Source organism: Pseudomonas sp. MTM4 (assembly GCF_019355055.1).
Taxonomy (GTDB): domain Bacteria; phylum Pseudomonadota; class Gammaproteobacteria; order Pseudomonadales; family Pseudomonadaceae; genus Stutzerimonas.
The window spans coordinates 2,812,646-2,836,286 of sequence record NZ_CP048411.1; the positions used below are offsets into that span (position 1 = coordinate 2,812,646).

The window sequence follows — 23,641 nt, forward strand, 5'->3', positions numbered from 1 at the left end:
AGCGGCTCATGCCTGTAGCACCACGCCGCTGTCATCCCACCAGTACACGTAAATATCCTCTTCCCAGGACGGCCACTTCACGTGGCGCTCGGAGTTGGCGAGGAACGCCTGAACCAGATGCCCCGACGGCAGCTTGATGTAGTACACCGAGTGTCCGCCGAGATAGGCAATGTCATGCACGATCCCTTTCGCCCAGTTGTAGCCGGGCCGTTGCAGTTCCGGTAGCTCGGTGCCGATCAGCATTTTTTCGGGGCGCAGCGCGTAGGTAATCTGTTTGTCCTGAGCGCGGGTGCTGATGCCGTGACCCACGTAAATCGGGTTTTCGAGCCCGGGGCAGGCAATGACGGCATGGTCCTCGACGTCCTCGATCAGCTCACCGTCGAACAGGTTGACGTTGCCGATGAACTCGCAGACCAGCCGGCTCGCCGGTGTCTCGTAAATATCCATCGGACTGCCGACCTGAGCGATCCAGCCCAGATGCATGATGGCGATGCGCTCGGCCATGGTCATGGCCTCTTCCTGGTCATGGGTCACCATCACGCAGGTCACGCCGACGCGCTCGATGATCTGCACTAGCTCCAGCTGCATCCGCGAGCGCAGTTTCTTGTCCAGCGCGCCCATGGGCTCGTCGAGCAGCAGCAGCTTGGGGCGTTTGGCCAGCGAACGGGCCAGTGCCACCCGCTGACGCTGGCCGCCGGACAGCTGGTGCGGCTTGCGCTTGGCATACTGGGTCATCTGCACCAGTGCGAGCATCTCGTTGACGCGCTCCTCGACCTCGGCCTTGGCCAGGCCATCCTGCTTGAGGCCGAAGGCGATGTTCTGCGCTACCGTCATGTGCGGGAACAGCGCGTAGGACTGGAACATCATATTGATGGGCCGCTCATAGGGCGGCATATCGGTGATGTCCTGACCATCGAGGAAGATCCGCCCTTCGGTAGGCCGCTCGAAGCCCGCCAGCATGCGCAGCAAGGTCGATTTTCCCGAGCCCGAACCACCGAGCAGCGCGAAGATTTCGCCCTGGTGAATGCTCAACGAGACATCATCGACCGCCACCGTTTCGTCGAATTTCTTGGTGACGCGGTCGATCTTCAGCAGCACCTGCTTGTTCTGGCTCTCTCCGGTGAGGGCCTTTTTGTAGGCGCTGGAGGCAACGGCCATGCGCGAACTCCCGATTGAAAGAAAAGGGCCCGGACAGCGCCGGGTGGTATCGATTCGAGTGAGCGCGGCAATACCGAGCCGCCGCGCCCGTGACCATTACCGACCTGTTACTGGCCGGACTTCACCTTGGTCCAGCTACGCGTTTTCAGACGCAGTATCTTCTGTGGCAGTTCGGCGGAGACATACAGCCGGTCCAGCACTTCTTGAGACGGATAGACCGAGGGATCGTTGCGCACTTCCTGATCCATCAACTCGCCCGCGTTCACGTTGGGGTTGGCATAACCCACATAATCGCTGACCTGCGCGATGACCTCCGGTTTCAACAAGTAGTTGATGAACGCGTGGGCTTCGTCGACGTTTTGCGCATCGGCGGGAATGGCCAGCATGTCGAACCAGAGGTTGCCGCCTTCCTTGGGAATCGAATAGGCGATGTCGACGCCCTTGCCCGCCTCGTCGGCGCGGGCCGCGGCCTGGAAGACGTCACCGGAGAAGCCGGCGGCGATGCAGATATTGCCATTGGCCAGGTCGGAAATGTACTTGGAGGAGTGGAAATACCGCACGTACGGGCGCACTTCCAGCAGCTTGGCTTCGGCCTTGGCGTAGTCATCCGGATCCTCGCTGTTGGGGTCCAGACCGAGATAGTTGAGCATCGCCGGAATCATTTCGTCGGCCGAATCGAGGAAGGCAATGCCACAACCGGCCAGCTTCTTGGCGTTTTCCGGCTCGAACAATACGGCCCACGAATCCACCTTCTCGATCCCCAGCGCGGCGGTGACCTTCTCGACGTTGTAGCCAATGCCATTGGTGCCCCAGAGATAAGGCGCCGCGTAGACGTTGCCGGGATCGTTCTTCTGCAATTGCTTGAGCAGGCCCGGGTCGAGGTTTTCCCAGTTCGGCAGTTTGCTCTTGTCCAGTTCGCGGAACGCGCCAGCGCGAATCTGCTTGCCTAGGAAATGGTTGGAAGGCACTACCACGTCATAGCCGGTGCGGCCGGCGAGCAGTTTGCCCTCGAGGGTTTCGTTGGAATCGAAGACATCGTAGACGGGCTTGATGCCGGTCTCCTTCTCGAACGCTTCCAGCGTCGTCTCACCGATGTAATCCGACCAGTTGTAGATGTGGACGGTGGCGGCCTGCGCAGAGGCGGCGCCGCCAACGGCAGCGGCGATGATGAGCGACTTCAGTGTCGAGTGCATGGGATTGTCCTCTTGTTACAGACCGCGCCTGCCACAGCGGGCGAAAGGCGGGCTGTTTATTGGAAAAACCTCTAAAAATCAACTGGCAGAACGCAACTGGCGTGCGTGACTGCCTCAGGATAAGAACAACGCATGAGGCGTGCCGGGCAGAAAAATGCGGTTGTGTGCATGGCATCCCCCAAATAAAGCACCGACACAGCACCCAGGCCGCTCGCGCGAGCCAGCCTGAGCACCCCAACATCAATGACCCATCAACGGCCGGATTTGATCTTGGTCCAGCTGCGGGTCATGGTCCGCTGGGTCTTCGGGTCCAGGTCGGGGAAGGTGTAGAGCTTCTGCAGCACCGCCTGGCTCGGATAGATGCCCGGATCGGTACGGATCGCCTCATCCACTAATGGAGTCGCCGCTGCGTTGCCGTTGGGGAACTGGACGTAGTCGGTGATCGACGCCATCACCTCCGGCTTCATCAGGTAGTTGAGGAATACATGCGCGCTTTCGACATTCTTCGCATCGGCCGGAATGGCCAGCATGTCGAAGAAGGTACCCGCGCCTTCCTTGGGAATGTTGTAGCTGACCTTGACCTTGTTGCCAGCTTCCTCGGCACGCGCCTTGGCCTGGTAGATGTCACCGGAATAGCCGATGGCGACGCAGACGTTGCCGTTGGCGAGATCGGAAATGTATTTGGAGGAATGGAAATAGGCCACGTTCGGGCGGATCTGCATGAACAGTTCCTCGGCCTTTTTCAACTCATCAGCCTTGCTGCTGTCCGGCGCGTGGCCGAGATAGTGCAGCGCCGCCGGGAGGATTTCGGTCGGCGAATCGAGGAACGAGACGCCGCAGGCTTTCAGCTTTTCCATGTTCTCGGGCTTGAAGACCAGATCCCAGGAATCCACCGGGGCGTCTTCGCCAAGCACGGCCTTGACCTTCTCGGCGTTATAGCCGATGCCGATGGTGCCCCACATGTACGGGACCGAATAGAGGTTGCCCGGATCGCTAGGCTGCAGGGCCTTGAGCAGGTCCTTGTCGAGGTTGTCCCAGTTCGGCAGCTTGGACTTGTCGAGCTTCTGGAACACGCCAGCCTTGATCTGCTTGGCCAGGAAGGGGTTCGACGGCACCACTACGTCATAGCCGGAGCTGCCAGCCAGCAGCTTGGCTTCCAGCACCTCGTTGCTGTCGAAAACGTCGTAAACGACCTTGATGCCGGTTTCCTTGGTGAAGTTCTCCAGGGTGTCTTCGGCAATGTAATCGGACCAGTTGAAAACGTGCAGTACCTTGTCTTCGGCCTGCGCAGCGCCGGCGACGGCACCAGCCAGCGTCATCGCGAGTAGGGTCTTGGCAAAGGGTTTCATCCGTGCAGCTCCTGTTGTTGTCATGTATCGGCTAAGGACAGGTCACGCTGAGGCCACCCTCATTGCACCTGGACAGCTAATGGCTGTGCCGGCATCGACACACCCCTCGGTAAGTCAGGCCTAAGCACGCGCGCAGTCTGGCAAGGTCGAGGGCTGTTTTTCAACAGCCCGAACGTTAGTTCACAGCGCTCAGACAAGACCGTCGCCTGCGCGCCCAAGAGTCAGCCCAACGCGTCTTTGGCGGTTGCGTCCAGGCACTGCCGAACCTTGCCGATCAGCTCGTCGATCTGCTCTTCGTTTATCACCAGCGGCGGCGAAATGATCATGGTGTCGCCTACCGCGCGCATCACCAGACCGTTGCGGAAGCAATGCTCGCGACAGAGCATGCCCACGCCCGGATCGGCGAAACGCTCGCGGGTTTTCTTGTTCTTCACCAGCTCCAGCGCACCGAGCATGCCGACGCCACGCGCCTCGCCGACCAGCGGGTGCTCGACCAGCTCACGCCAGCGAGATTGCAAATAGGGTGCCGTCTTCGCCTTGACCCGTTCGACGATTTTCTCTTCGCGCATGATGCGGATGTTTTCCAGCGCCACGGCGGCGGCCACCGGGTGCCCCGAGTAGGTGAAGCCGTGGTAGAACTCGCCTCCCTCGTTGAGCGTGTGCACCACTTCGTCGCGCACCACCACGCCGCCCATAGGCAGGTAACCGGAGGTTAGGCCCTTGGCGATGGGCATCAGGTCCGGCGCATTGCCGTAGTGATCGCTGCCGAACCATTCGCCGGTGCGGCCGAAGCCGCAAATGACTTCATCGGCAACCAGCAGAATGTCGTAGCGGTCGAGGATTTCGCGGATCTTCGGCCAGTAGCTGTCCGGCGGGATGATCACACCGCCAGCGCCCTGGATCGGCTCGGCGATGAAGGCGGCGACCTTGTCTTCGCCGACTTCACGGATCTTGTCCTCCAGCTGCTGCGCGACACGCACACCGAACTCTTCCGGATCGAGATCACCGCCCTCACCGAACCAGTACGGCTGGTCGATGTGTTCGATACCTGGGATCGGACCGTCGCTCTGCTCGTGCATGGCCTTCATGCCACCGAGGCTGGCGCCAGCGATGGTCGAGCCGTGATAGCCGTTCCAGCGCCCGATCACGACCTTCTTCTGCGGCTGCCCCTTGATCGCCCAGTAATGGCGCACCATGCGCAGCACGGTGTCGTTGGCCTCGGAGCCCGAGCCGGTGAAGAACACGTGATTCATGCCCTCGGGAGCGATCTCGGCGATCGCCTTGGCCAAGGCTAAGGCCGGCGGGTGAGCGGTCTGGAAGAACAGGTTGTAGTACGGCAGCTCGCGCATCTGCCGGGTCGCGGCCTCGACCAGTTCCTCACGGCCATAACCCAGGTTGACGCACCAGAGCCCGGCCATGGCATCGAGGATCTTGTGGCCTTCGCTATCCCAGAGATAAACCCCCTCGCCACGGGTAATGATGCGCGTGCCCTTGGCGTTGAGCGCCTTGAAGTCGGTGAACGGCGGCAGATGGTGGTCGCGGCTCAGGGCTTGCCATTGCAGGGTTTGCGAATCGCTCATCGGGCACCTCGTTTCAAATGGTTTTATGGTGCTTGCCGTTGCAAAACACCCCTCACCCCCACCCTCTTCCCACAAGGGGAGAGGGAGCTGCTATGGCGTGGCTTCCAGCTTCTTTAAACCGACAACATCAAAAATTCCCGCTCCCATGAGCTGATCACCCGGTGATAGTTCTCCTGCTCGGCGCGCTTGACCGCGACGTAGCCGGTGATGAATTTCGGGCTCAGGTATTTGACCAGCTCGCGGCAGTTCTCCATGCGTTCCAGCGCGGCTTCCAGGGTCAGCGGCAGGCGCAGGTTGCGGCGCTCGTAGCCGCGGCCCTTGACCGGGGGACTCGGGTTCAGCCCTTCGACCATGCCGATGTAACCGCACAGGAGGCTGGCGGCGATGGCTAGATAAGGATTGGCGTCGGCACCCGGCAGGCGGTTTTCGACGCGGCGGTTCTGCGGGTCAGAATCCGGCACGCGCAAGCCCACGGTGCGGTTTTCCTCGCCCCACTCGACGTTCACCGGCGCCGAGGTATCGGGCAGGAACCGGCGGAACGAATTGACGTTGGGCGCGAACATCGGCAGTAGCTCGGGAATGTATTTCTGTAGGCCACCAACGTGGTGCAGGAACAGCTGGCTCATGGAGCCATCGGCGTTGGAAAACACGTTACGCCCGGTTTCGATGTCCACCACACTCTGGTGCAGGTGCATGGCGCTGCCCGGCTCGCCGGTCATCGGCTTGGCCATGAATGTGGCAGCGACGTTGTGCTTGAGCGCCGCCTCGCGCATGGTGCGCTTGAACACCAGTATCTGGTCGGCCAGGTGCAGCGCCTCGCCGTGACGGAAGTTGATTTCCATCTGCGCGGTGCCTTCCTCGTGGATCAGCGTGTCCAGGTCCAGCCCCTGGGCCTCACACCAGTCATACATGTCTTCGAACAGCGGGTCGAATTCGTTGGCCGCGTCGATGGAGAACGATTGGCGGCCGGTCTCCTGACGTCCAGAACGGCCGATGGGTGGCTGGAACGGAAGGTCCGGGTCTTCGCAACGCTTGGTCAGGTAGAACTCCATCTCCGGCGCAACGATGGGCTGCCAGCCACGATCAGCGTACATCTTCAGAACGCGCTTGAGAATGTTGCGCGGCGAGATCTCGATGGGGTTGCCCATCTTGTCGTAGGTATCGTGGATCACCTGCGCGGTCGGCTCGATAGCCCAGGGCACCAGGAACACCGCGTCGGGATCGGGGCGGCAGAACATGTCGATGTCCGCCGGATCGAGCAGCTCGTAGTAAATGTCGTCTTCGACGTAGTCGCCAGTGACGGTCTGCAACAGCACGCTCTCGGGCAGGCGCATGCCGCGCTCGTCGAGGAACTTGTTGGTCGGTGAAATCTTGCCGCGGGCGATGCCGGTCAGGTCGCTGATCAGGCATTCCACTTCTGTAATCTTGCGTTCTTTGAGCCAGCCGGTGAGCTGGTCGAGCGTGCTAGTCATGATGACCTCAGAGTTGATGAAACGAGCGCCGGACCGGCCTGCGCTCAGCGCCGTCCCGCGCGTTCCTGGCAAGCGCGGGCAAAGCCCTGGAACAACGCCAGGTAATAAGGGTGCTCATGCACCTTCCATTCAGGATGCCATTGGACGCCGAGCGCGAAGGTCTGCGCCGCCTCGACGGAAAACGCCTCGATCAGCCCATCCGGCGCCAATGCCTCGATGCGCAGCCCCTCGCCAAGGCGCTCGACACCCTGGCCGTGCACCGAATTGACTTCCAGATGCAGCGGCAACCCGAGACGCTCCAGCAAGCCACCGGGTTGCACGTGCAGTGGATGACTGAGCCCGTACTGGATGTCGATCGGGTCTTCGGCGCGCTCGCGATGATCGGCATAGGGGCCGGCCTCGTGCACCTTCTGATGCAGACTGCCGCCAAACGCCACGTTCATTTCCTGAAAACCGCGACAGACGCCGAACACCGGAATGCCGGCATCTACCGCAGCGCGGATCAGGGGCAGGGTCAGCTGGTCACGGGGAGGATCGTGTGGCGTGCCTTCGGCACTGGCCGACCCGCCATAATGATGAGGCTCGACGTTCGATGGCGAGCCGGTGAAGAGCAGGCCGTCTACGCTATCGAGTAGAGCTGTCGGATCGATGAGGTCACCCAGCGCCGGGATGACCAGAGGCAAGCCGGCGACCGCTGCGGCACGCAGGTATTTGTCACCGGCAATATGGAAGCTGTGGTGGCCGATCTGCCTGGTACAGGCGGAAACGCCGATCAATGGCACGCGAGGCATGTGATACTCGTCTTTCAGAAGGGTGCTCATCGGAGAGTAGTCTTGTTCATTTTTATAGACAATAGCCGACCCGGCGTCCTTCCGAAAGCAAACGCAGCGCCGTGAAAATTTTTCCGGCAGTGCCCCAAAACCGCCCTTAATGGGCATTCATGGGGCGTTTTGAGGCGCTATTGACAGCGACTTGGCTTTCCGATTGACTCCAAGACATGTTGTTTGATGATTGAAATTTTTAACAATTAAGGTGTTTTCATCATGCTTCCGCCGCCGCGTGCCGTTCAGCTCAATGAAGCGAACGCGTTTCTGAAAGAACACCCGGAGGTCCAGTACGTCGACCTGCTGATCGCAGACATGAACGGTGTCGTGCGAGGCAAGCGCATCGAACGCGCCAGCCTGCATAAGGTGTATGAAAAAGGCATCAACCTCCCCGCCTCGCTATTCGCGCTCGACATCAATGGCATCACCGTGGAAAGCACCGGGCTCGGGATGGACATCGGCGACTCGGACCGGACCTGCTTCCCCATTCCCAACACCCTGAGCAACGAGCCCTGGCAGAAGCGCCCCACCGCGCAGCTGCTGATGACCATGCACGAGCGCGACGGCTCGCCTTTTTTCGCCGACCCACGCGAAGTGCTGCGCCAGGTCGTCAGCAAGTTCGACGAGCTGGGCCTGACCATCTGTGCGGCCTTCGAGCTGGAGTTCTATCTGATCGATCAGGAGAACGTGAATGGCCGTCCGCAGCCGCCGCGCTCGCCCATTTCCGGCAAGCGCCCGCAGTCGACCCAGGTCTACCTGATCGACGATCTGGACGAATACGTCGACTGCCTGCAGGACATTCTCGAGGGCGCGAAGGAACAGGGCATTCCTGCCGACGCTATCGTCAAAGAAAGCGCTCCGGCGCAGTTCGAAGTCAACCTCCATCACGTCGCCGATCCGATCAAGGCCTGCGATTACGCCGTGCTGCTCAAGCGCCTGATCAAGAACATCGCCTATGACCATGAGATGGACACCACCTTCATGGCTAAGCCCTACCCGGGCCAGGCTGGGAACGGACTGCACGTGCACATCTCGTTGCTCGACAAGAATGGCAACAATATCTTCGCCACCGACAATCCGCTGGAGAGCGAAACCCTGCGTCATGCCATCGGCGGTATCCAGCAGACCATGGCGGCGTCGATGGCCTTCCTCTGCCCCAACGTCAACTCCTACCGCCGCTTTGGCGCTCAGTTCTACGTACCGAATGCGCCGTGCTGGGGCCTGGACAACCGCACCGTAGCGCTACGCGTGCCGACCGACAGCGCGGATTCAGTACGCATCGAGCATCGCGTCGCCGGGGCGGATGCCAACCCTTACCTACTGTTGGCCAGCGTTCTCGCCGGCGTTCATCACGGCCTGACCAACAAGATCGCACCCGACCAGCCGATCGAAGGCAACTCCTACGAGCAGGTCGAACCGAGCCTGCCCTCCAACCTGCGCGACGCCCTGCGCGAGCTGGATGACAACGAAATCATGGCCCGCTACATCAGCCCGGAGTACATCGACATCTTCGTGGCCTGCAAAGAAAGCGAACTGGCCGAATTCGAGCATTCGATCTCCGATCTCGAATACAACTGGTACCTGCATACGGTCTAAAAGCTGGAAGCCGATCAAAGCGCTGGCGGGCAGAGAAGTAATCGTAGGGTGGGCTTCAGCCCACCAAGTCGGCCCCACCGAGGTGTCGGCGGTGGGCTGAAGCCCACCCTACGGCGGTCCGGCCCACCTACAGCCTCACTGAAGCGTTAGCGCCACGGTTTTCGTTCTGCCTCCAGCGCCTTTATCGTCTTTTCCAAACTTCACGCCTAAAATCCACTCCATTTCTAAACGCCCCAATTCCGCGAGGCCGCCATGTCCCGTACCGTTACCGTTGCCGCCACCCAAATGGCCTGTTCCTGGGATCGCCAGGCGAACATCACCAACGCCGAGAAGCTGGTTCGTGAAGCCGCCGCCAAGGGCGCGCAGGTGATCCTGATCCAGGAGCTGTTCGAAACCCCTTACTTCTGCCAGAAACCCAATCCCGAATATCTGCAGCTGGCTACCAGCGTGGAAGAAAACCCGGCGATCCAGCATTTCCAGAAGATCGCCGCCGAGCTGCAGGTGGTGCTGCCGATCAGCTTTTTCGAAGTCGCCGGCCGCGCACGCTTCAACTCCATCGCCATCATCGACGCCGATGGCAAGGTGCTGGGCGTCTACCGCAAGAGCCACATCCCCGACGGTCCTGGCTATCACGAGAAGTACTACTTCAACCCCGGCGACACTGGTTTCAAGGTCTGGAACACCCGCTACGCCAAGATCGGCGTGGCCATTTGCTGGGATCAGTGGTTCCCCGAAACCGCGCGCAGCATGGCACTGATGGGCGCCGAGCTGCTGTTCTACCCCACCGCCATCGGCAGCGAGCCGCATGACCCGAACATCACCTCGCGCGACCATTGGCAGCGCGTCCAGCAGGGCCACGCCGGCGCCAACCTGATGCCGCTGATCGCCAGCAACCGCGTCGGCACCGAAGAGCAGGACGGCTACGACATCACCTTCTACGGTTCCTCGTTCATTGCCGACCAGTTCGGTGCCAAGGTCGAGGAAATGGACAAGACCACCGAAGGCGTGCTGGTGCACGAGTTCGACCTGGACCAGCTGGAGCACATCCGCAGCGCCTGGGGCGTATTCCGCGACCGTCGGCCAAACCTGTACAGCCCGATCAAGACCCTGGACGGCTCGCTGGAGTCCTGACCGAACAATTGACCCATCGTGGGAACGAGTTTGCTCGCGAACGCGCCTGCAAGGCCGCATTCGCAAGCAGGCCCGCTCCTACAGGCCGCGCTCTCTACGGAAAAGATCGATGACAACCCTGACCACCACGCCTCGCGCCGACGACTTCCATATGCCCGCCGAATGGGCGCCGCACAACCAGACCTGGATGGTCTGGCCGCAGCGTCCGGATAACTGGCGCGACCAGGGCACGCCGGCGCAGGCGGCTTTCACCGCTGTGGCAAAGGCCATAGCACGCTTCGAGCCGGTCACCGTCTGCGCCACCGCCGAGCAATACATGGCCGCACGAGAGCAACTCGATGACCCGCGCATTCGGCTGGTGGAAATCAGCAGCGATGACGCCTGGGTCCGCGATACGGGGCCGACCTTTTTGGTCAACGGCAAGGGCGGACTGCGTGGCGTCGACTGGACGTTCAACGCCTGGGGCGGCCTCGAGGGCGGGCTGTACGACAACTGGCAGCGCGACGACGAAGTGGCGCGTAAGATTCTCGAAATCGAGCGCTGCGACCGCTACCGCACCGAGGGTTTCGTACTGGAAGGCGGTTCGATTCACGTCGACGGCGAAGGTACCCTGATCACCACCGAGGAGTGCCTGCTCAACCGCAATCGCAACCCGCAGCTGTCCCGTGAGCAAATCGAAGCGGTCCTGGCCGATTACCTGGCGATCGATAAGGTCATCTGGCTGCCGCACGGGCTGTACAACGACGAAACCGACGGTCACGTGGACAATTTCTGCTGCTTCGTTCGCCCAGGTGAAGTACTGCTGGCCTGGACCGATGATCGCGACGACCCCAACTACGAGCGCTGCCAGGCGGCTATGCACGTGCTGGAGCAGGCCCGTGATGCCTGGGACCGCAAGCTCGTGGTGCACAAGATGCCGATCCCTGGCCCGCTGCATGCCACCGAGCAGGAATGCGCTGGTGTGGTGCCGCTGATCGGCAGTCAGCCGCGCGATCCGTCGATTCGCCTGGCCGGCAGCTACGTGAACTTCCTGATCGTCAACGGGGGCATCATCGCGCCGTCTTTCGACGATCCGATGGACGCCGAAGCAGAAGCTATCCTCAGCCGGATCTTTCCCAATCATCAGGTGGTGATGGTACCGGGCCGCGAGATCCTGCTCGGCGGCGGCAACATCCACTGCATCACTCAGCAGCAACCGGCGGCCTCGAGCCAAACGCCGGTGTAACGCACCCGAGCTGTCCGTGCCGCCGACACGGGCAGCGCCTGAAGGAGCTTGCAAGCCGTGCAATACAAAGCCTTTCTGCTGTGCCTGCTGCTAGCGCCAACTGTGCAGGCCATCGAAGCCTATTCCTGCCGCAACGGCTTCTTTCCTGCATTCGCCGGTCAGGTGCGACCCGCAGAGGTTATTGCTGACGCCAACTCGCGCGTGCACTTCAGGGACGACGCCGTTGGCTGCCCCGAAGATGAATCCTGCATACGCAAGGCCTATCTCGTGGACGGCGACAAACTCTTGGTCGGCAATCATTCCGATGGCTGGGCCTGCGTATGGTACTTCGGCGAAAAGCGCGAATTCGTAGGCTGGTTGCCAGCACGCAATCTTGAAATCGACACTGCTTCGACGCCTCCCGCAGTGCAGGACTGGATTGGTCGCTGGCTGCCCACCGCCGGCGGCAACAGCATCGTCATTTCTCGAGCCTCGGCCAGCGGGTCGCTTGCGCTCGTAGGCGAGGCGATCTGGCAGGGCGGCGTGAATAGTTATGGCGAGCCGGTTGTCCACGTCGGCGCCTTCGAAGGTCAAGCACAACCCTCCGGTGATCTGCTGAGAATTGCCGAGAGTGCGGAAGAATATGCCTGCCGCGTCACCCTGCAGTACGTCGCAGCGAACCTCGTAGTGACCGACAACAGCCGCTGCGGCGGCCTCAACGTTCGCTTCGATGACGTCTACCGCAAAGCGCCCTGACGCGCTTTTCGCCGTCTGCCATCGCTAGCTTGAAAGCCAAACGATCTGGTCTAGAGTTGAGGTCTTCTTGGCATGTGGCGCAAGTCATGTTGGGCATCACCAACGACCAGACCATAGGGGCCGCGATCGCTCTGCACGAAGTCCAATGAACACGGCGTGCCGCTCAGCCGGACAAATGATGTGATGGGCAACCCAACGTCCCCGAGGTCAACCCTGGCCGAGCCGCAGATTTTCGAGCAGCAAACCAACAATCAGGAACGAACATGTCCTTACCAACCAAGTTGCGATACCTGTCCCTCATCAGCGCCGCCATGCTGATCAGTCTTCCGAGCCTGGCTCAGCAGCCGACTAATCCAATGATGGCGAACATGAACGCACAGCTAGCGAAACTGGGCGGCACGATGCAGGTCACGGCAGAGGTCTGTGGCGGCTATACGGACGAACAGCTGGTCGAGCATAAACAGCAGCAGAAAGATCATCTGACGCGCAATGGCATGGATGCGGCCAGCTTCGACAAGGACTTCGATGCCGGTGTCAAACAGGGCAAAGCGAAATGGGACAGCATCCCGGCATCCGAACGGCAGGCCAAGTGCGACGAATTCAAACAGCAGATGGAGGAACTGGCGCAGCAGTTCACCCGTTGATGGCTGATAGGTGACCGGTCCGATGGCGCCGGCCCGCGCCATTGACTCAGGCCATGATCACCTGGTTCTTGCCCAGACGTTTGGCGGTGTACATGGCTGCATCGGCACGGGCGAACAGCGCACCGAGATCCGGATCGCCGGCCCTGAGGCAGGTCACGCCGAGGCTGATGGTAACTCCGAAGCGCTGGCCGTCGGTGGTAGTGAACACCAGCCGCTGCACCTCCCGCTGCAGGCGTTCGGCGATCTGCTCGGCGAGGTCCGGCTTGCAGCCCGGCAGCAGCAAGGCGAACTCTTCACCACCGATGCGACCGAACAGATCGCCACGCCGCAGCACGGACGAGCCGCATTCGGCGACGCGCTGCAGCACCTGATCGCCCATCTGATGGCCATGGGTATCGTTGATCCGCTTGAAGTCGTCGATGTCCAACAGCTGAAACGCCAACGGAGTGGCGTATTGCCGGGCTAGGTCGAACTCGCGCTTGGCGCACTCGAAGAAGTAGCGGCGGTTGCTGCTCTGGGTTAAGACATCGACGGTGGCCAGGCGCTGCAGTTCGCCTTCGAGCTGTTTCTTATCGGTAATGTCTTCGGCGATCCCAACGATGATGGGCCCATGCGCGCTGTCGACGTTACGCGCGATGAAGCATTTGTCGCTCAGCCAGCGCAACTGGCCGTCACCACGAATGATGCGGTACTCGCGCTCTTCGATGGCGCCCTTTTCGAGCACGTCGGTCAGGCCCTGCTGTGCATATTCCAGATCGTCCGGGTAGATGCTGTTGCGCCACTCGCCGAAGTCCGCCAGCAACAGCGCAGCCGAGCGCCCGAATATCTGTTCGTAGGCCGGGCTGACATAGACCATCCGCTGAGCCTGCGAGTCGTACGCCCAGAGCACCGCATTGACTGCACTCATCAACGTACTGAATAGCTGTTCGCGCTCGCTCAAGCGCTCGACTTCGGCCCGGGCATGCATCAACGCCAAAAGCGTCTGCCCTTCGGTCGGGGGAAGGATGCCAACCCCTTTTTCACTTCGCTGCTTCACCAGAGTCATACCTGCGTTCCCAAACGAGCGCCAGGTACCGGCGGGGGCCCGCTGAGCAGCTGTCGCTAAAGCACCAGAATGCTGTTGAGAGAACGCCGGTAGAGCAAAGTTCCAGCTGGCGCAATTACCGCTAATTGCGCCGATCAATGGTCATCCGTGGGCGACCGCAGGCCTGAGCGAATAGGTTCGCAGATGCTCGGCGAATTCACGCAGCGACTGGATGCCGCTGGCTTCGGCCTCCTGCACCCACTGCTTGATCGCCGCGAGCATCTCGTGACCATTGGCGCTGGTGCGAGTCCAGATCTGTTGCAGCGCCAGGCGCTGTTCGTAGATCACCCGCAGCGACTGGCTCTGCTCGAGGATCACCTCGATGCGCGCCTGTTGCTCATGCTGCAAAAGGCTCGGTTCGCGGGATAGCAGCCGCTTGGCACGGCGGAACTGATGGCGCACCGATGCATCGGCGCGTTGCAGTTCAAGGCGCACCAGCGGTTTGATCACCAGCTTTCGATACTGCGCCATGATTTGGAAACGGTTGTTGAGAATCGCCATGGCGCTGTCCATGTCCAGCTGATGCTTGGGCGTGACGCGGTGTGCGATGGGCGCGGTGCGGTTCACCTTCGCCAACCCGAACAGGCTGAATAGCTTGATCCAGGCCCAGCCCATGTCGAACTCCCACTTGCGCACCGACAGCTTGGCCGAGTTCGGGTAGGTATGGTGATTGTTGTGCAGTTCCTCGCCTCCGATGAGGATGCCCCAGGGCACGAGGTTGGTCGCCGCGTCGCGGCATTCGAAGTTGCGATAGCCCACGGCATGCCCTAGCCCATTGACTACCCCGGCGGCCCAGAGCGGAATCCAGATCATCTGCACCGCCCAGACGGTCAGGCCGATCACGCCGAACAGGGCCAGGTCGAGGCCGAGCATCAAGACGATACCGAGGTTGGGAAAGCGCGAGTACAGGTTGCGCTCGATCCAGTCGTCCGGGCAGTTCTTGCCATAGATGCGCAGGGTTTCCTCGTTTTTCGCCTCTTCCATATACAGCTCGGCACCGCGCCGCAGCACCGTGCCCAGTCCCTTCTGTACCGGGCTGTGCGGATCGTCGGACGTTTCGCATTTGGCGTGGTGTTTGCGGTGAATGGCGGTCCACTCGCGGGTGTTCATTGCTGTGGTCAGCCACAGCCATAAACGGAAAAAGTGCTTGAGGCCCGCGTTCAGCTCGAGCGAGCGGTGTGCCGAATAACGGTGCAGGTAGACCGTGACGGCAACGATAGTCACGTGAGTCAGAAGCAACGTGGCCGCAACCACCTGCCAAGCCGAGAGGTCGAGAAAACCGGTGTACCACATAGTGTTGAAGCCTCGCGGTGTAAGTTCCGATCCGCAGCCGCGAATCTGTTTGCATTATCTACTCTGCCTAACTGGAGAAGCGTCCGCCTGTCGTCCGGCGTTTATTTTTCGTTTCGGCATCTGACAGAAAAAGCCCACGCGGCCGATACTCCAGTCGATCCCATCTACCAAGCAACAGATGTAGCATAAGGCCATCATTTGTTTCGCCTCCCTATTTGGCACTGCTTGCAGTACCGGACAGGTAGCGCGTCGCAGCACGCCCACGCAGTACGGTGCTCAGAATCGTCATGAAAGCCATCCCCCACCCCACCGACCCGCGTTGGATATTCGGCCTCGGCAGCCTGCTTCTCGCGTTGCTGTTCGGTGGCCTTGCCATTAATGATCATCAGGCGCGCGATGCCGTCTGGACGCTGCAGACGGCGCAGCAGGGCGAACTCCAGGCATTGGCGTTGCGCAGCGCTCAGCAGGGACTGGAAGAGCAGGCCCGGTTGATCGCCAGTGCCTTGAGCGCCAGTCCGGGGACGCTTCGGCTGGTTCGCCAGGCTGACCGTGCCGTGAAGGCCGGAGCTCAGTGGGACGGCCCTCGACTGGCCCGGATCCGCGAGCAGTTGTTCAACTCGCTCACCCCGACCTGGACGGCCATGCAAGCCCACGGCGCGCTCCAGCTACAACTGTATCTGGGCAAAACAGGCATGGCGCTGCTGCGCATGCAGGATCCCGACGCGTTCGGTGATGCGGTCGCCGACCGCCGCCCTATGCTCTACCAGGCATTGACCCATGACCGGATCGTTTCCGGATTGGATATCGGTCGGCGTAGCGCGGGCAACCGGGCCATCGTGCCGATCCGCGCCAGCAGCAGCCCTGAAAGCGAAGTGATCGGTGCCTTGGAGGTGGGGTTCGGCATCCTTCCTAACCTGACCGAACTGGGTCACCAGCTGAACGCCGGCCTGGGCCTGCTGGTGAACCGAGACGAGCTCAAGAGTGTGTTCTGGACGCCTCCAGTCGGGATTCAGCTGCAAGGCCTTCCCGGCTGGCTGCTCGACACCCATTCGGCGCCGCAGATCCTGCAGTGGGCGCAACAGCGTTCGCTGCCGGTGCCAGGGTCCGGACAAGCGCTGCGCCTGCTGGAGTCCGGCGGTCGCAGTTTCGTGCTCAATCAGGTGCCGCTGCACGACGTCCGGGCGGAACACAATCCAGGGCGTCTGCCTTTCGCCGTTGCGCTGGTCTGGCGAGACATCACCCTGGCGCTGCGGGAGCAGCAGCAGGCCGAACGCCGCATTCTGATCAAATGGGGACTGGCCTGGCTGACGACCGAAGTGCTGCTGTTGATACTGGCCTTCATGCTCCACCGCCGCGGCATCGTTCAGCGTATCCATCGGATTCGCTCGACGCAGCAAGAGCGCAACCGCAAACGTCTGCTCGAGCGCGGCCAGAAAATCGCCAGCCTGCTGCCCGGCATGGTCTACCAACTGAAGCGCTCGCCGGAAGGCGCCTACAGCATGCTCTATGCCAGTGAGGGGTCGCGCGAGCTCTACGGAATAGAACCCGAGCAGCTGATCGAAGACGCACGCCATGCCTTCGCCGTGGTGTATGACCCTGATCGTCCCGCATTGCGCGCCGCGATAGAACGCTCGGCGGCCAACCTGGGCGGCGGCTCCACGCGCTACCGGATCAACCACCGCGAAAAAGGGCTGATCTGGGTCGAAGTCAGGGCGACCGCCGAGCGCCTGCGTGACGGTTCGGTGCTCTGGCATGGCTTCATCGCCGATATCACGCCCGTCATGAATACCGCGATCGCGCTCAGTGAAAGCGAGAGCCGCTTCCGCAGCATGGTCAGCAATCTGCCGGGTGTGGTCTACCGGCGTGACGGCGACGCTAATCGTACGATTCGTTATCTCAGCGACGGTATAGAGCGGCTGACGGGTTACCCGGCCAGCGATTTCCTTGCCCCCGGCACACGCCGGTTCAGCAGCCTGATCCACCCCGAAGATCGTGCCGGCCTGCAGGGCAGCGAAGCGGATCATTTCGAACGCACCTACCGGCTGATCAATGCGCGCGGCGAAACGCTCTGGGTGCAGGAAAACAGCCGCGCGCTTCGCGACGCCGACGGGCGCCTGCTGTGGTACGACGGCTTTATCTCGGATGTCAGTGCCCGTGCCCTGGCCGAGCGCGAGGCCAACGAGCGTGAACGCTACGTGCGCCTGCTGATCGCCAATGTCGTCGACGCGATCATCATCATCAACCAGCGCGGCCTGATCGAAACCTTCAACCACGCCGCCGAACGCACCTTCGGCTATAGCGAAGAGCAAGTGCTCGGGCGCAACCTGTCGATGCTGATGCCCGAGCCGCACCGCGCCGCTCACGATGGCTATCTCGAGGACTACGAGCGCCGCGGCGAAGGCCGCAGCCTGGAGCAGAACCGCGAATTGCAGGGGGTACGCCGCAATGGCGAGCGGTTCACCATCGAATTGCGTGTCTCGGAAATCAGCCATCGAGGCGAACGCAAGTTCATCGGCCTGGTGCGCGACATCACCGAGCGCAAGCGCATCGAGCAGATGAAAAGCGAGTTCGTCTCCATCGTCAGCCACGAGCTGCGCACGCCGCTGACGTCGATTTCCGGCGCCCTGGGGCTGATCAACGGCGGTGCCGTCGGCGAGGTCCCGCCAGCGATCGGGCAGTTGCTCGGCATCGCGCAACAGAACAGCCAGCGCCTCGGCCTGCTGATCGATGACTTGCTAGACATGGAGAAGCTGATCGCCGGCCAGATGAACTTCCAGCTGCAGACCCAGCCTCTGGCGCCGTTGCTCGAAGACTCGCTTCGCTCGAATCAGGGCTACGCTGAACAACACCGGGTGCGTCTGGAATTGGGCGAGCAGGTGGATGTGCGGGTGTCGGTGGATGAGCATCGCCTGCAGCAGGTGCTGGCGAACTTGCTCTCCAACGCAGCGAAATTCTCGCCGACTGGCGAAGTCGTAGTCTTGAGTAGCAGCCGTCGGGGCGATCAGGTCCGCGTGAGCGTCCGTGACGTTGGCCCAGGTATTCCGCAGACGTTTCGGCAGCGGATTTTCCAGAAGTTTTCCCAAGCCGATTCCTCCGACACCCGCCAGAAAGGCGGTACCGGCCTTGGCCTGGCGATCAGCAAGGAGCTGATCGAGCACATGCACGGACGCATCGGTTTCGATTCTGAACTGGGCCAGGGTGCCTGCTTCTGGTTCGAACTGCCTGTTCAGGATTAGGGTTTGTTGACGTTTCGTTCGCGACCGTGACGAAACGTCAGCAGATGCTGGTGATGACAGGCTATTTTTTCATTGTGCCGCGTCAGTCGGCGGGCAAGCTGGCACACTGCTCGCCTGATCGTTCGCAAGGCGCATTGGCCGACGGAGGCACCGCATGACCGAGCTGAAACGGATACTCCATGTCGAGGACGATCCTTCCATACAGGCGGTGACGAAAGTCGCACTGGAAGCCATCGGCGGCTATCAGGTACGGTCTTGCTCGTCCGGCCTGCAGGCGCTGGAGGAGGTCGAAGAGTTCGATCCCCACTTCATTCTGCTCGATGTGATGATGCCCGGTATGGGCGGCGCCGAAACCCTGACCCGGCTCAGCGAGCGGATCGACCTGACTCAGGTACCGGTCGCCTTCATGACCGCCAAGGTCCAGCCGGGGGAAATAGAACATTTGCGCAAGCTCGGCGCGCGCGACGTGATTATCAAACCCTTCGATCCGATGCGCTTGGCCAGCCAGATTCGCGCAATCTGGGATTCCGGTCGCGCATGAGTCGACGGCGTCCAGCCCTCAAACAAGTGAGACAGGTCAGCCAGATGGAGCCACCGAAAGCGATGCCGGCACCCTCGCCACCGCGCGAGCTGTCTCGACTCGCCGCGCTGTTGCGTTACGAGATTCTCGACACGCCAGATGAATCCGCCTTCGACGATTTCACCCAACTGGCCTCGTATATTTGCGACACACCGATCGCGCTGATCTCGCTGGTCGACGACCATCGTCAGTGGTTCAAAAGCCGCCTCGGTCTGGACGTCAGCGAAACCCCTCGCGGCATTTCCTTCTGCACCCACACCATCGAGGGTGACGGCCTTTTCGAAGTCCATGACGCACAACGGGACCAGCGCTTTCGCCACAACCCGCTGGTGACCGGCGAGCCGCACATCCGCTTCTATGCCGGCGCGCCGCTAACCACGCCGGATGGCTACAACCTCGGCACTCTGTGCGTGATCGACCGGCAACCGCGCCGCCTGAGCGAAGGCCAGCGCGACGCATTGATGCGCCTGAGTCGGCAGATCATGCGCTTGTTCGAGGAACGTCTGCAGGGGCACCGCTACGCCGAGCAGGCGGCGCTGCACCAGGCCCTGCTCAACAGCGCCGCCAGTGCGATGGTGCTGACCACCGCTGACGGCCGAATTTCGGGCGTCAACCCGACCGCCGAGCGCCTGTTCGGGTATTCCGAGCGGATGCTGATCGACCGCTCACTGACCACGGCACTGTTCCCGCTGGATGCCCTGGTCCGACGCGCCGCCATTCTCAGCAACGAACTGGGTGAGACCGTCGAGCCGGGATTTGCCGTGCTCATCGCGCCGCTGATCGAAGGGCGGCGTGAAATGCGTGAGTGGCGTCTGTTGCACCGAAACGGCAACAGCGTGCCGGTGCTGCTGAACGTCTCGGCGATCCATGACGAACACGAACAGCTGCACGGTTATATCGTCAGCGCCTATGACCTGGCCCATCAGGAGAACCTGCAGCTACGTCTGCAGCAGATCGCCGCGCAGGTACCGGGCCTGCTGTTCCAGTTCTGCTGGCGCCCCGACGGCAGCAGCTCGTTTCCCTATCTCAGCGAAGGGCTCGAGGACATCTACGGATTGAGTGCCGCCGAAATGGCACCGAGCATCGCGCCGATCTATTCCCGGGTTCATCTGGATGATCGCGCGCGCGTGCTGGCGAGCATACGACATGCCGCCGCTACCCTGACGCCCTGGCATTTCGAGCACCGCATCGACCACCCGCGCAAAGGCGTCATCTGGGTCGAGGCGCGCGCCACGCCGATGCGCCAGGCGGATGGTTCTGTGCTCTGGCACGGTCTGGTGACCGATATCACCGAACGCAAGGCCGAGCAGACCGAACTGGACAAACAGCAGGAAATGAACCGACGCCTGCTCGAAGCGCTGTCCGAAGCCGTGGTGGCCTGCGATGCCGAAGGCAACCTGACGCTGTTCAACAATACCGCGCGGCTCTGGCATGGCCTGGACGCAGCGCAGCTCTCACCGGAACAGTGGCCGGAGTATTACCGCCTCTTTCAGGCGGACGGCGTGACGCCGATGCCCTATGACCAGGTCCCGCTGCTGCGTGCGCTGCGTGGCGAACGCATCCGCAACCAGGAGATGACGATCGTAGTGCACGGCACGGCCCGGCACGTGCTGGCCAATGCCGATCCGATGTTCGCATCCGACGGCCAGCAGAATGGCGCGGTAGTGGTGCTGCACGACATCACCGAGCGCAAGCAGGTCGAGATTCTGCAGCGCGACTTCGTCTCGACCGTCAGCCACGAGCTGCGCACGCCACTGACCTCCATTACCGCCTCGCTGGGGCTGATCTGTGGCGAGATCGTCGGCGAGGTGCCCGCGCATCTGCAGGAGCTGTTGGACATCGCTCACCAGAACAGCAAGCGCCTGAGTGCGCTGATCGACGACCTGCTGGATATCGACAAGCTCTATGCCGGCAAGATGCGTTTCGAGATGCAGCGGCAACCCTTGCAACCGTTGCTGGAGCAGGCGCTGCGCAGCAACCAGGGCTACGCCGAGAGCTACACTGTCAGTATCGAGTTGGGGAGCTGCCCGGCCGTGTCGATTGAGGTCGACACGATGCGTCTGGAGCAGGTATTGAGCAACCTGCTGTCCAACGCCGCCAAGTATTCTCCGCCCGGCGAAACCATCGAGTTATGGGCCGAAACGGTCGATGATGCCAAGGTGCGTGTCAGCGTGCGCGACAAGGGGCCGGGGATCGCCGATACCTTCCGCGAGCGCATATTTAGCAAGTTCGCTCAGGCGGATTCGTCGGACACGCGCCAGCAAGGCGGCACCGGCCTTGGCCTGGCCATCAGCAAGGAGCTGATCGAGCATATGCACGGACAGATCGGTTTCGACTCGATACCCGGCGCAGGCGCCTGCTTCTGGTTCGAGTTGCCTTGCTATCCGCCGCAGGAGACTCGGCTGTGAGGCCATTGCAGCGGATTCTCCACGTCGAGGATGTGCCATCCATTCAGGTGGTGACCCGCATCGCCCTGGAGAAGCTCGGCGGCTTCGAGGTGCTCAGCTGCGCGTCCGGGCAGGAGGCGCTGGCGCGCGCCCAGCGGTTCGCGCCAGACATGATTCTGCTCGATGTGATGCTGCCGCAGATGGGCGGCCTGGAGCTGCTGCGCCAGCTCTCGTCATTGCTCGATCTGCAGCACACACCGGTCGTGTTGCTGACCGGGCAGCAGGAAGAGCCCGCCAGCCCTGCCGAGCTGCGCCAACTCGGCGTGCGCAAGCTGCTGAGAAAGCCCTTCGATCCCCTGCAACTGTCCGCACAATTAAAAGACGTATGGAATGCCGAACATGAGTGACAGCGCCCGCGAAGCGCTGCAAAGCCAATTGCAGGCGCTGAATGAGAAATTCGCCGAACGCCTGAGCGACGAGCTGGCGGAACTCGAGCACCTCGTCGAGCAGCTGTCGCAGGCTGACGAGCCGGAGCAACGCCGGCAGCGGATGCTCGACCTCCATGAACGCTTGCATCGCCTTGCCGGCACCGCGGGCACCTTCGGTTTCACCGCGCTGGGGCAGCGGTCACGGTTGCTGGAGCAGAGCGCGGACGGCTGGCTGCAAGCCGCTAACCCCGATCCGCAGCTGCTTGTCGAGTTCGCCCAGACGGTTCGCCAGCTGGCCACCAATGCACCGCTCAGCGACTCGGCCAGCACCCCGTTCGATCAGCCCGAAGCGCACGAACCGCCTGCCGCTCATCGCGTCTACCTGCTCGAAAGCGATCCCGCGGCGGGCCAGGAGATGTGCCAAACCCTCGGCAACTTTGGCTACGAGGTGCTGCTGTTTCAGGAAATCGCCTTGTTGCGAACGGCCATGAACGGACAGCTGCCGAACGCCCTCATCATCAGCCGGCACGATGGCGAACTCGAGCAGGTGAGCGCACTGCAGCAGACCCTGGAATCGCCGCTGCCGCTACTGGTGATCGATCATCGCGAGGATTTCGCCAGCCAGTTGGCCGCCGTACGGGCGGGTGCAAAGGGCTACTTCACGCGCCCAGTGGATGTCACACGGCTGGAAAATCGCCTCGAAAATTGCCTCAATCTACAGCTGAACGAGCCCTATCGCGTGCTTATCATCGACGACGACGTCGATCTGGCCGCTCGTTACAGCCTCGTACTGCGTAACTCGCAAATGCTGGTGCAGACCCTGACCGATCCCGGCGAGCTGTTCGAGGTCATGCGCATGTTCAACCCGGAAATCCTCTTGCTCGACGTCAACATGCCAGAGCTCTCCGGCCCGGAGCTGGCGCAGATCATCCGCCTGAACGACGATTGGCTACGGGTGACCATCATCTATCTGTCGGCCGAAACCGACGTCAATCGGCAAATGGCGGCCTTGCTCAAGGCCGGCGACGATTTCATCACCAAACCCATCAGCGACAACGCGCTGATCGCCGCCGTATTCTCCCATGCCCAGCGCGCCCGATCGCTGAGCACGGCGCTTTCACGCGACAGCCTGACTGGACTGCTCAAGCACGCCGACATAAAGGAGCATGTGGCCCTGGAAGTGGAGCGCTCGCTGCGCAGCGGCAATCCGGCCAGCGTGGTGATGCTCGACCTCGACCACTTCAAGCAGGTCAACGACCAGTACGGCCATGCCGCCGGTGACAACGTGATCCGCTCGCTGGCCAATCTGATGCACCAACGGTTGCGCCGCATCGACAGCCTGGGCCGCTACGGCGGCGAGGAGTTCGTAGCGGTACTGCCCAACTGTACCGCTGAGCAGGCACGGCAGATTTTCGACGAGATCCGCCAGCGCTTCGCGGAGCTGCGCTTCCACGCGGGCGAGCGGACATTCAACGTCACACTCAGCGCCGGCATCAGCGCCACCGATGGCCATGCGAGCGCCAGCACCTTGTTGGAGCACGCCGACCAAGCGCTCTATGCTGCCAAGCACAAGGGCCGCAACCGGATCAAAATCGCCCAGCCGAAGTGATCGCTGCGCCGGGGCGCGCGAACCGCTGCATGGCGATCGACTCTAACTAAAACTGCCTGAAGCTGGCGATTGGGTATCTTCACGCCGAATGCTGCGAACCCACTCGCCGCGACACTG

The 23,641-nt window shown here is 61.7% G+C and carries 18 protein-coding genes; 10 read left to right on the forward strand and 8 right to left on the reverse strand.

Annotated elements, in window-relative coordinates:
* Window positions 1-6: 6 nt before the first annotated feature.
* From potA to GYM54_RS13005, 6 genes are all read right to left on the reverse strand, one after another.
* Complete coding sequence (gene potA / locus GYM54_RS12980; RefSeq protein ID WP_131649065.1) at window positions 7-1,158, reverse strand: polyamine ABC transporter ATP-binding protein; 1,152 nt, start codon at window positions 1,156-1,158, stop codon at window positions 7-9.
* A 107-nt stretch (window positions 1,159-1,265) separates the two neighbouring features.
* A complete protein-coding gene (locus GYM54_RS12985; protein ID WP_131649066.1) occupies window positions 1,266-2,351 on the reverse strand; it encodes a polyamine ABC transporter substrate-binding protein in 1,086 nt (361 codons plus the stop codon).
* Window positions 2,352-2,602: 251 nt separating this feature from the next.
* On the reverse strand, window positions 2,603-3,700 hold the full coding sequence (locus GYM54_RS12990; protein ID WP_131649067.1) for a polyamine ABC transporter substrate-binding protein: 1,098 nt from the start codon (window positions 3,698-3,700) through the stop codon (window positions 2,603-2,605).
* A gap of 221 nt (window positions 3,701-3,921) precedes the next feature.
* The gene (locus GYM54_RS12995; protein ID WP_131649068.1) at window positions 3,922-5,280 is read right to left on the reverse strand and encodes an aspartate aminotransferase family protein; all 1,359 of its coding nucleotides are present in this window, start codon (window positions 5,278-5,280) and stop codon (window positions 3,922-3,924) included.
* Window positions 5,281-5,393: 113 nt separating this feature from the next.
* Complete coding sequence (locus GYM54_RS13000; RefSeq protein ID WP_131649069.1) at window positions 5,394-6,752, reverse strand: glutamine synthetase family protein; 1,359 nt, start codon at window positions 6,750-6,752, stop codon at window positions 5,394-5,396.
* A 44-nt stretch (window positions 6,753-6,796) separates the two neighbouring features.
* A complete protein-coding gene (locus GYM54_RS13005; protein WP_131649999.1) occupies window positions 6,797-7,543 on the reverse strand; it encodes a gamma-glutamyl-gamma-aminobutyrate hydrolase family protein in 747 nt (248 codons plus the stop codon).
* A 252-nt stretch (window positions 7,544-7,795) separates the two neighbouring features.
* Here GYM54_RS13005 and GYM54_RS13010 point away from each other — a divergent pair, with 252 nt between their 5' ends.
* The 5 genes from GYM54_RS13010 (at window position 7,796) to GYM54_RS13030 (ending at window position 12,907) form a co-directional block, all read left to right on the forward strand.
* Window positions 7,796-9,172 carry a glutamine synthetase family protein gene (locus GYM54_RS13010; RefSeq protein WP_131649070.1) on the forward strand — a complete coding sequence of 459 codons (1,377 nt, stop codon included), beginning with the start codon at window positions 7,796-7,798 and terminating at the stop codon, window positions 9,170-9,172.
* A gap of 252 nt (window positions 9,173-9,424) precedes the next feature.
* Complete coding sequence (aguB, locus tag GYM54_RS13015; protein ID WP_131649071.1) at window positions 9,425-10,303, forward strand: N-carbamoylputrescine amidase; 879 nt, start codon at window positions 9,425-9,427, stop codon at window positions 10,301-10,303.
* Window positions 10,304-10,412: 109 nt separating this feature from the next.
* Window positions 10,413-11,528 carry an agmatine deiminase gene (gene aguA / locus GYM54_RS13020; protein WP_197445352.1) on the forward strand — a complete coding sequence of 372 codons (1,116 nt, stop codon included), beginning with the start codon at window positions 10,413-10,415 and terminating at the stop codon, window positions 11,526-11,528.
* A 57-nt stretch (window positions 11,529-11,585) separates the two neighbouring features.
* Window positions 11,586-12,263 (forward strand): hypothetical protein, encoded by a 678-nt coding sequence (locus GYM54_RS13025; protein ID WP_197445353.1) that lies wholly within the window; start codon window positions 11,586-11,588, stop codon window positions 12,261-12,263.
* A 263-nt stretch (window positions 12,264-12,526) separates the two neighbouring features.
* On the forward strand, window positions 12,527-12,907 hold the full coding sequence (locus GYM54_RS13030) for a hypothetical protein (protein ID WP_197445354.1): 381 nt from the start codon (window positions 12,527-12,529) through the stop codon (window positions 12,905-12,907).
* A gap of 46 nt (window positions 12,908-12,953) precedes the next feature.
* Here the strand turns inward: GYM54_RS13030 and GYM54_RS13035 are convergent, their stop codons facing one another.
* On the reverse strand, window positions 12,954-13,952 hold the full coding sequence (locus tag GYM54_RS13035; protein WP_197445355.1) for a sensor domain-containing diguanylate cyclase: 999 nt from the start codon (window positions 13,950-13,952) through the stop codon (window positions 12,954-12,956).
* A 141-nt stretch (window positions 13,953-14,093) separates the two neighbouring features.
* Window positions 14,094-15,284: a delta-9 fatty acid desaturase DesA gene (desA, locus tag GYM54_RS13040; protein WP_197445356.1), complete on the reverse strand. Its 1,191-nt coding sequence runs from the start codon at window positions 15,282-15,284 to the stop codon at window positions 14,094-14,096.
* A gap of 287 nt (window positions 15,285-15,571) precedes the next feature.
* On the opposite strand from desA, the gene GYM54_RS13045 reads away from it, so the two are divergent.
* The 5 genes from GYM54_RS13045 (at window position 15,572) to GYM54_RS13065 (ending at window position 23,524) form a co-directional block, all read left to right on the forward strand.
* Window positions 15,572-18,520: a PAS domain S-box protein gene (locus tag GYM54_RS13045; RefSeq protein WP_197445357.1), complete on the forward strand. Its 2,949-nt coding sequence runs from the start codon at window positions 15,572-15,574 to the stop codon at window positions 18,518-18,520.
* Window positions 18,521-18,674: 154 nt separating this feature from the next.
* Window positions 18,675-19,061, forward strand: a complete 387-nt coding sequence (locus GYM54_RS13050) for a response regulator (RefSeq protein ID WP_131649078.1) — start codon at window positions 18,675-18,677, stop codon at window positions 19,059-19,061.
* 44 nt (window positions 19,062-19,105) lie between these two features.
* Window positions 19,106-21,508, forward strand: a complete 2,403-nt coding sequence (locus GYM54_RS13055; RefSeq protein WP_181103281.1) for a PAS domain S-box protein — start codon at window positions 19,106-19,108, stop codon at window positions 21,506-21,508.
* Entirely contained in the window at window positions 21,505-21,894 is a 390-nt protein-coding gene (locus GYM54_RS13060; protein WP_131649080.1) for a response regulator, read from the forward strand. The genes GYM54_RS13055 and GYM54_RS13060 overlap by 4 nt, the downstream gene beginning before the upstream one ends.
* Window positions 21,887-23,524: a diguanylate cyclase gene (locus GYM54_RS13065; protein WP_181103288.1), complete on the forward strand. Its 1,638-nt coding sequence runs from the start codon at window positions 21,887-21,889 to the stop codon at window positions 23,522-23,524. The genes GYM54_RS13060 and GYM54_RS13065 overlap by 8 nt, the downstream gene beginning before the upstream one ends.
* Window positions 23,525-23,641: the final 117 nt, after the last annotated feature.

Excerpts from the sequence above, each read along its gene's own strand:
- aguB (WP_131649071.1), top strand. The coding sequence starts at position 9,425 with ATGTCCCGTACCGTTACCGTTGCCGCCACCCAAATGGCCTGTTCCTGG.
- GYM54_RS13050 (WP_131649078.1), top strand. The coding sequence starts at position 18,675 with ATGACCGAGCTGAAACGGATACTCCATGTCGAGGACGATCCTTCCATA.
- GYM54_RS12985 (WP_131649066.1), bottom strand. The coding sequence starts at position 2,351 with ATGCACTCGACACTGAAGTCGCTCATCATCGCCGCTGCCGTTGGCGGC.
- GYM54_RS13010 (WP_131649070.1), top strand. The coding sequence starts at position 7,796 with ATGCTTCCGCCGCCGCGTGCCGTTCAGCTCAATGAAGCGAACGCGTTT.
- desA (WP_197445356.1), bottom strand. The coding sequence starts at position 15,284 with ATGTGGTACACCGGTTTTCTCGACCTCTCGGCTTGGCAGGTGGTTGCG.
- GYM54_RS13055 (WP_181103281.1), top strand. The coding sequence starts at position 19,106 with ATGGAGCCACCGAAAGCGATGCCGGCACCCTCGCCACCGCGCGAGCTG.
- GYM54_RS13000 (WP_131649069.1), bottom strand. The coding sequence starts at position 6,752 with ATGACTAGCACGCTCGACCAGCTCACCGGCTGGCTCAAAGAACGCAAG.
- GYM54_RS13030 (WP_197445354.1), top strand. The coding sequence starts at position 12,527 with ATGTCCTTACCAACCAAGTTGCGATACCTGTCCCTCATCAGCGCCGCC.
- GYM54_RS12995 (WP_131649068.1), bottom strand. The coding sequence starts at position 5,280 with ATGAGCGATTCGCAAACCCTGCAATGGCAAGCCCTGAGCCGCGACCAC.
- GYM54_RS13045 (WP_197445357.1), top strand. The coding sequence starts at position 15,572 with ATGAAAGCCATCCCCCACCCCACCGACCCGCGTTGGATATTCGGCCTC.
- GYM54_RS13005 (WP_131649999.1), bottom strand. The coding sequence starts at position 7,543 with ATGCCTCGCGTGCCATTGATCGGCGTTTCCGCCTGTACCAGGCAGATC.
- GYM54_RS13035 (WP_197445355.1), bottom strand. The coding sequence starts at position 13,952 with ATGACTCTGGTGAAGCAGCGAAGTGAAAAAGGGGTTGGCATCCTTCCC.
- potA (WP_131649065.1), bottom strand. The coding sequence starts at position 1,158 with ATGGCCGTTGCCTCCAGCGCCTACAAAAAGGCCCTCACCGGAGAGAGC.
- aguA (WP_197445352.1), top strand. The coding sequence starts at position 10,413 with ATGACAACCCTGACCACCACGCCTCGCGCCGACGACTTCCATATGCCC.
- GYM54_RS12990 (WP_131649067.1), bottom strand. The coding sequence starts at position 3,700 with ATGAAACCCTTTGCCAAGACCCTACTCGCGATGACGCTGGCTGGTGCC.
- GYM54_RS13065 (WP_181103288.1), top strand. The coding sequence starts at position 21,887 with ATGAGTGACAGCGCCCGCGAAGCGCTGCAAAGCCAATTGCAGGCGCTG.